The 6195-nt window shown below is 42.9% G+C and carries 6 protein-coding genes; 5 read left to right on the top strand and 1 reads right to left on the bottom strand.

What is annotated here, in order from left to right:
• The 5 genes from MK127_07595 to MK127_07575 form a co-directional block, all read left to right on the top strand.
• Positions 1-336, top strand: a 336-nt coding sequence (locus MK127_07595) for a hypothetical protein (GenBank protein MCH2532654.1), incomplete at its 5' end; no start/stop codon positions are given.
• Between the two features lie 76 nt (positions 337-412).
• A complete protein-coding gene (locus MK127_07590) occupies positions 413-1243 on the top strand; it encodes a DMT family transporter (protein MCH2532653.1) in 831 nt (276 codons plus the stop codon).
• A 27-nt stretch (positions 1244-1270) separates the two neighbouring features.
• Entirely contained in the window at positions 1271-1588 is a 318-nt protein-coding gene (locus MK127_07585) for an antibiotic biosynthesis monooxygenase (GenBank protein ID MCH2532652.1), read from the top strand.
• Positions 1589-1594: 6 nt separating this feature from the next.
• Positions 1595-2848, top strand: a complete 1254-nt coding sequence (locus tag MK127_07580) for an MFS transporter (GenBank protein ID MCH2532651.1) — start codon at positions 1595-1597, stop codon at positions 2846-2848.
• Positions 2849-2871: 23 nt separating this feature from the next.
• On the top strand, positions 2872-4887 hold the full coding sequence (locus tag MK127_07575) for an acetoacetate--CoA ligase (protein MCH2532650.1): 2016 nt from the start codon (positions 2872-2874) through the stop codon (positions 4885-4887).
• Here the strand turns inward: MK127_07575 and MK127_07570 are convergent.
• Positions 4881-6107 (bottom strand): MFS transporter, encoded by a 1227-nt coding sequence (locus tag MK127_07570; protein MCH2532649.1) that lies wholly within the window; start codon positions 6105-6107, stop codon positions 4881-4883. The two genes, MK127_07575 and MK127_07570, sit on opposite strands and share 7 nt — an antisense overlap.
• Between the last annotated feature and the right edge of the window lie 88 nt (positions 6108-6195).

The following is a 6195-nucleotide window of genomic DNA, read 5'->3' as shown; positions in this document are numbered from 1 at the left end:
GATTTATATAAACAGATGCGTGGATGGGCCGGAGCTGGGAGACTTGAACAAGTTGTAGAGCGAGAAATCTTTATGATTGAGGGCTGGAAATGGCTCAATTATGCAAAGCGTGGCACAACTTATGCGGGAGGTGAAACTTATGCTTCACCTGCATGGCTGCATGCTATTGACGATGCTGATGTAGAAATACAATTTGCGTCACCAGATGGAAGCGAAAAAGGCACCTATAAAGCACATTTAGAGTACACGGGGGATGCTCCATTTGGCGGTTGTGGTAAAGCCTTGGGATTTGAAAGACAGTTCAAAGTAACTAGTCTTGAAAAAACCTCTAACTAGCTTTTGAACTTCTAGATAAATATTAAGGACTACCTGAATAGATACCTTTTTAGGAATTTTTTGTGCTTTTTTAGGTCTGCTCTCATGGGGAGTCGCAGATTTTCTCGCAGCTCAGGCCGCTAGAAAGATAGGCTCATATTCAGTAACTCTCTGGGCTTATTTATTTGGATTCCTAGGGACAGCTCCATTTGCGGTATTTCAATTCCTATTCATGGATGCATCTTTAGACTTTAGAGGTATCCTAATCTGGTCTTTTGCCTGCGGATTAGTGAGTTCTTCAGCGTATCTTGCCTACTATAAAGGCTTAGAGAAAGGCCCAGTTTCAGTAGTCTCAAGTGCCGCCTCGGCTTGGCTCGCAGTATGTGTTCTTTTCTCCATATTTTTATTTGGTGAATCTGTTTCACTCCCACAAGCAACTCTTATGTTCTTTATTTTGGTAGGAATCGTACTTCTGTCGCAATCGCCATCTCACGAAAAAATTTTTGGTTCGGGTTTAGCATGGGCATTATTGGCTATGTTAATACTTGGATGGGCAATGGCAGTTTTACCCCGTTTATCTGATGCTGCGGGACCATTCTTTTCTGTTCTTATCTTGAAGACTATGGGAGGTGTTGGGGCGCTTCTGATCTTGAGAAGTGCAAAAATTTCAATAATCATGCCCCAAGGAAGAAATTTATGGAGGGCTATTGGGCTTGCAGGATCAATTGATGCTGCAGGCTTTATTTTTTTCAATCTTGGTGTAAGTTTCTTGCCAGTGGTAATAGTTGCTCCTATTGTGGCAGCGCATCCATTGGCCACTGTCATCCTCGCGGTCATCTTGTTTAAGGAGAGACCTAGAAAAATTCAATGGGCAGGGGTTCTAATCACAATATTGGCAGTTATTACGTTGAGTGCGATATTTGGTTAAAGAAAATATATTTTCGAGGAGCTTGGTATGCATGTTTTGATGGTTAATTTGAAAGTGAAACCTGGTCGAGCAGATGACTTTATTGCTGCAGTAAAACAGGATGGAATAGGAACCACTTCAAACGAGGAAGGGAATTATCAGTTTTCTGCAATCCGTGATCAATCAGACCCGGATCGCTTCTTCCTTTTCGAAGTATATAAAGATGAAGAAGCGCTGGAGCAGCATCGTCAGATGCCTCATTTCTTACAATATAGGGAAGCAACATCTGATATTTATTTAGAAGAACCAATTCGATATTTCTGCGCAAACGTATTCCCTGATGATTCTTGGTGGACCGAGAGATAGCCAATAATGGCTGCTAAATGGCCTTTTTTTTACGGATGGGTAATTGTTGCTGTAGCATTCTTTGCTTCCGGCATTGGTTCTGGCGTGGCAATTTGGGGGCCAAGTGTATTGCTTATTCCCATGACTGATGATTTGGGTTGGTCACGCTCTGCATTTTTTACGGCTTTTTTTGTTAGGGAAATATTGATTGCCATTACAACACCAATTATCGGTCCTTTTTATGACCGGAAATTTGCACCGAGAGTTTTTGCTTTTATTGGTGCAATTTTACTTGGACTATCTACTGCGCTTATAGGCCAGGTAAACGCCCTATGGCAATTTATTGCCTTATTTGGAGTAATGGGTGGTATAGCTGAATTAGGTAGTGGGTTCTTTATTTCTCAAGCAATTGTTCCTAAGTGGTTCGTCGTAAAGCGTGGACGTGCATTAGGTTTTGCAGTAATGGGAGTTGGCCTTGGTGCTTTGGTCTTTCCATCGTCGATATCATTTCTGATAAACCAAGTTGGATGGCGCGAAGCTTGGGTTTGGTTTGGGCTAAGTGTCGGTAGTATATCGTTACTTCTTGCGTTACTAATTCGTACTAGCCCGGAAGATGAAGGATTACTACCTGATGGTCTGCAGCCAAATCAATTATTAGGCGCTGACAATACCAACGATATTGTAGAGGAAATTTCCTTAACACGCAGGGAAGCAATCAGGCACCCCACTTTTTGGCTATTGCTTCTTTCGTTCAGTTTGGTCGGTCTTGGAATTACTGGCTTTCAAAGCAATTGGCATCCATTTCTTACAGAGGTTGGTTTTGGGCCTGCTGAAGCTTCGTTTGGCATTGCTATTTACGGTCTTATGTCTGGTATAGTCCGACCTGGCTGGGGAATCTTAGGAGAGCGTTTCCCTGTGAGATACTTGATGGCTATCGCAACGATATTGACCTCAATTTTAATACTCTTTTTTCTAAATGTACGTGGAATGAGTACTCTTATCCCTATTATGTTTGTGGCAGGAATCGTTATGGGTGGATATCTAATATTGAGGGCACTGTTAACTGCAAATTACTTTGGAAGAAGGCATATAGGAGCAATAAATAGCCTCTTTAGGCCTTTTTCAATGGGGACAGCTGCACTGGGTCCGCTCCTGTTTGGGGCTTTGCATGATACTTATGGTAATTACCAAATTGCCTTTCTTTTAGCAGCTTTAGCGTGGGGCTTGGCAGGGGCTATTATTCTTCTTGCAAGACCACCAATTACGAATAAAAATAAATGAAAGCATCTTCATTGGGGTGTGCGATGAGTGATAAAGATGACCAACGCAAATTAGAAGGTAAAACTTTATGGGAACCATCTTCTGCTCGAAAAAATTCAACTAACTTATTTCACTATCAGCACTGGCTTAGTCGCAAGCATGGTTTAAGTTTTGATACTTACCAGGAGCTGTGGCAATGGTCAGTAAGTGAGGTTCCACAATTTTGGGAATCTGTATGGGATTATTTTCAGATCAATTCTCTCAATGGATATAGTGATATTTTGGAATATGGTCCCGCAGGTAAGCGCCTTGAAGGAGCTAAGTGGTTTATAGGGGCTGAGCTTAATTACGCGCAGCACGCACTGAGACTGAAAGATGAGAAAATCGCAGTAATTGGGGTTCATGAATCAGGATCCAAAGTTGAATGGACACGCAATGAATTATTTATAAAAACATCAGAAATTGCAGCAGGTTTACGAGATATGGGTGTTAGACGGGGTGATTCTGTTGTGGCTTATATGCCGAATATACCTGAGGCCGTGGCCGCTGCTCTTGCTGTCGCGTCAATTGGGGCATTTTGGTCCAGTTGCCCACCCGAATTTGGCACCAGAAGTGTGATTGATCGATTTCAGCAATTGAGCCCCAAAGTTTTATTAGCCGTCGACGGGTATCAGTATGGAGGCAAATCATTTAGCTCGAGTGAAGCTATTGGTCAGATCCAAGACGAATTACCTAGTTTGGAAAATACTATTGTCCTACCATATTTGGATAAGAATTTGCAGTTAATTCCTCGAAACTGGAAAAATATGCAGTCAACTCTACTCTGGCCACAGATGCTTAAACCTGATAGAGACCTAATATTTGAGCAGGTTCCTTTCGATCACCCTTTATGTGTCGTTTATTCTTCAGGGACTACTGGTAGCCCCAAGGCCATTGTTCATGGCCACGGTGGAGCCTTGCTGGAACACTTTAAATTACTCTCGCTCCATATGGATTTAGGAGAAAATGACCGTTTCTTCTGGTTTAGTACCACGGGCTGGATCATGTGGAATATTTTGATGAGTGGCTTACTTGTAGGCGCATCTATTGTGCTTTACGACGGGAACCCTGGTTACCCTGATATGAAGGCATTATGGCAGATGGCGGATGATACACAGTTAACTTGCTTGGGAGTAAGTGCTCCATATATTCAATCATGTTTGAAAGCAGGGCTTGAACCAGGCAAGGATTTTGACTTAGATAATCTCAAAACGATTGGTTCTACTGGAGCTCCGTTGTCTCCAGAAGGCTTTGAATGGGTTTATGACAAAGTAAAAGCTGACTTGCTTCTAGCGTCTGTAAGTGGGGGGACTGATGTTCTTACTGCATTTTTGGGTGGCGGCCCCACGTTACCTGTTGTTGCAGGTGAACTTCAATGCATATGCCTTGGTTGTAAAGTAGAGAGCTTTAATGAATCCGGCCTACCTGTGACTGATGAAGTCGGAGAGTTGGTTGTCACCGAGCCCATGCCATCAATGCCTATTTATTTTTTGAATGACCCGGAAGGTGCTCGATTCCACGAAAGTTATTTTGATGTCTACCCAGATGCCTGGAGACATGGTGACTGGATCAAAATTACGGAAAATGGAACGGCGATTGTCTATGGTCGTTCTGACTCGACTTTGAACAGAAGCGGTGTCCGTATGGGTACTAGTGAGTTTTATCGTGTCGTTGAAGAATTCCCTGAAATTGCCGATAGCTTAGTGATCGATACCAGCCGGTTGGGTATTGAAGGAAAGCTTTTACTTTTTGTAGTTTTGCAGGAAGGACTTCTATTAAATGAGGAACTAAAAGCAAAAATCGCGGTAGCTATTCGCTCAAATTTGTCACCAAGGCATGTACCAGATGAAGCTTATGCAATAAAAGAAGTCCCAAGAACATTGAATGGTAAAAAACTAGAGGTTCCAATCAAGAAAATACTAAGCGGGGTTGATGTGGATGAGGCAGTGAGCAAGGATGCGCTGGTGAACCCAGGGTCATTAGAATTTTTTGCAGACTTAGCAGTTAACGGCAGCTACTGATCAGTTGACGGCGTTATTCCTTTTCGCCCGTATAGATATAGAAGTGGGGATAGGAGTCCAGCAATTATTGAAAATCCACCGAACGTAAATAGTGCAAAAGTTATAGAAGTCGAATTCGCTATAAATCCGAAGACTAATGGAGAAAGCAGCATAGCTATTGCCCAGTAAAGGCTTACCACTGATAGGGCCATAGCTCTCTGTGAATCGGTACTATTTTGAGCGGCTAATGATGGGTACAAGGCACGAAGGCTTCCGAAAGTCATACCTGAAACTGTCATCAGTACGATTGGTATTATCGGAAGATCTCCAGATGCCGCTATACCAATGGATAACGCTCCAGTTAATGTAATTCCAATTAATGCAGTATTTCGGCTTCCTATCTTTGCCAGGATAGTGCCAAAAACGTATGCAAGTACAGTCAGGCCTATACTGTTGAGTGAGCGAATTATAGAAGTTTCACCCTCGCCATAGCCGACTTCCCTGAAGAAAGCTATGAATAATCCCCCCATAAGGCCTGCATATGATGCAGCCATAAATGCGACCATGTGTGCATGCAATAATGACCTTTTGAAAAGCATTTCACGGGCAGGGGCAAAACTTGCAAGAAATTTTCTAACTTGATCCTTGCGAGGTAGTGCAGGTAAAGATGATGTGATTGAAAATCCTACAATGGCGGCGACTGAAGCCATAATGAATGCAGTTTTGTAGTCAAAGAACTCTGCACAGTAACCTGCAATAATTGCTCCGATAATTCCTCCAGCCGATTCAAAACTAAGCTGGCGGCCCATTACTTTTCCTGCGTCGCCAGGGCTACTTCGACTGATATAAGACTGGCCAGCAGACCAATAAACTGATCGAGATGCACCATTAAATAATTGGGCGATTATGAGCGGCCAAAGCGTAGATGAATATGCGGCTATTACTCCGCAAATCACCAGAGTAACGAAGCTGAAGCGTAGGATAACTTTTTCTCCGAAGCGATCGGAAATTGCACCGCCGGGTAGTCTCAGCGCGACCATGAAAAAAGCGGGAGCCGCAATAATAATTCCCATCTTAGACATATCAAAGCCGAGGTCGATAGCGTAGAGAGCCACAAGCAATTGAAGTGCATTTAAGGAAAACCCATAGGCAAATCCATTGGTATAGCCGAGATAGGTTGGCTTACTGCGCGGATTTTTTGTAAAGGAGTAAAGTTCTTTTAAGTTGAATGGCGATTGCACAAACGCAACCTAACCCTGTGTTCGCTTTACGTCAATGGTTTCTGATAGCTATTGGTTGCTTAAGATATTTTTTGGTGCTGTTAGAATG

The sequence above is a fragment of the Dehalococcoidia bacterium genome (genome assembly GCA_022449765.1).
In the GTDB taxonomy this organism is placed as follows: domain Bacteria; phylum Chloroflexota; class Dehalococcoidia; order Lucifugimonadales; family Australimonadaceae; genus UBA2963.
This window is presented reverse-complemented; position numbering and strand designations above follow the sequence as displayed.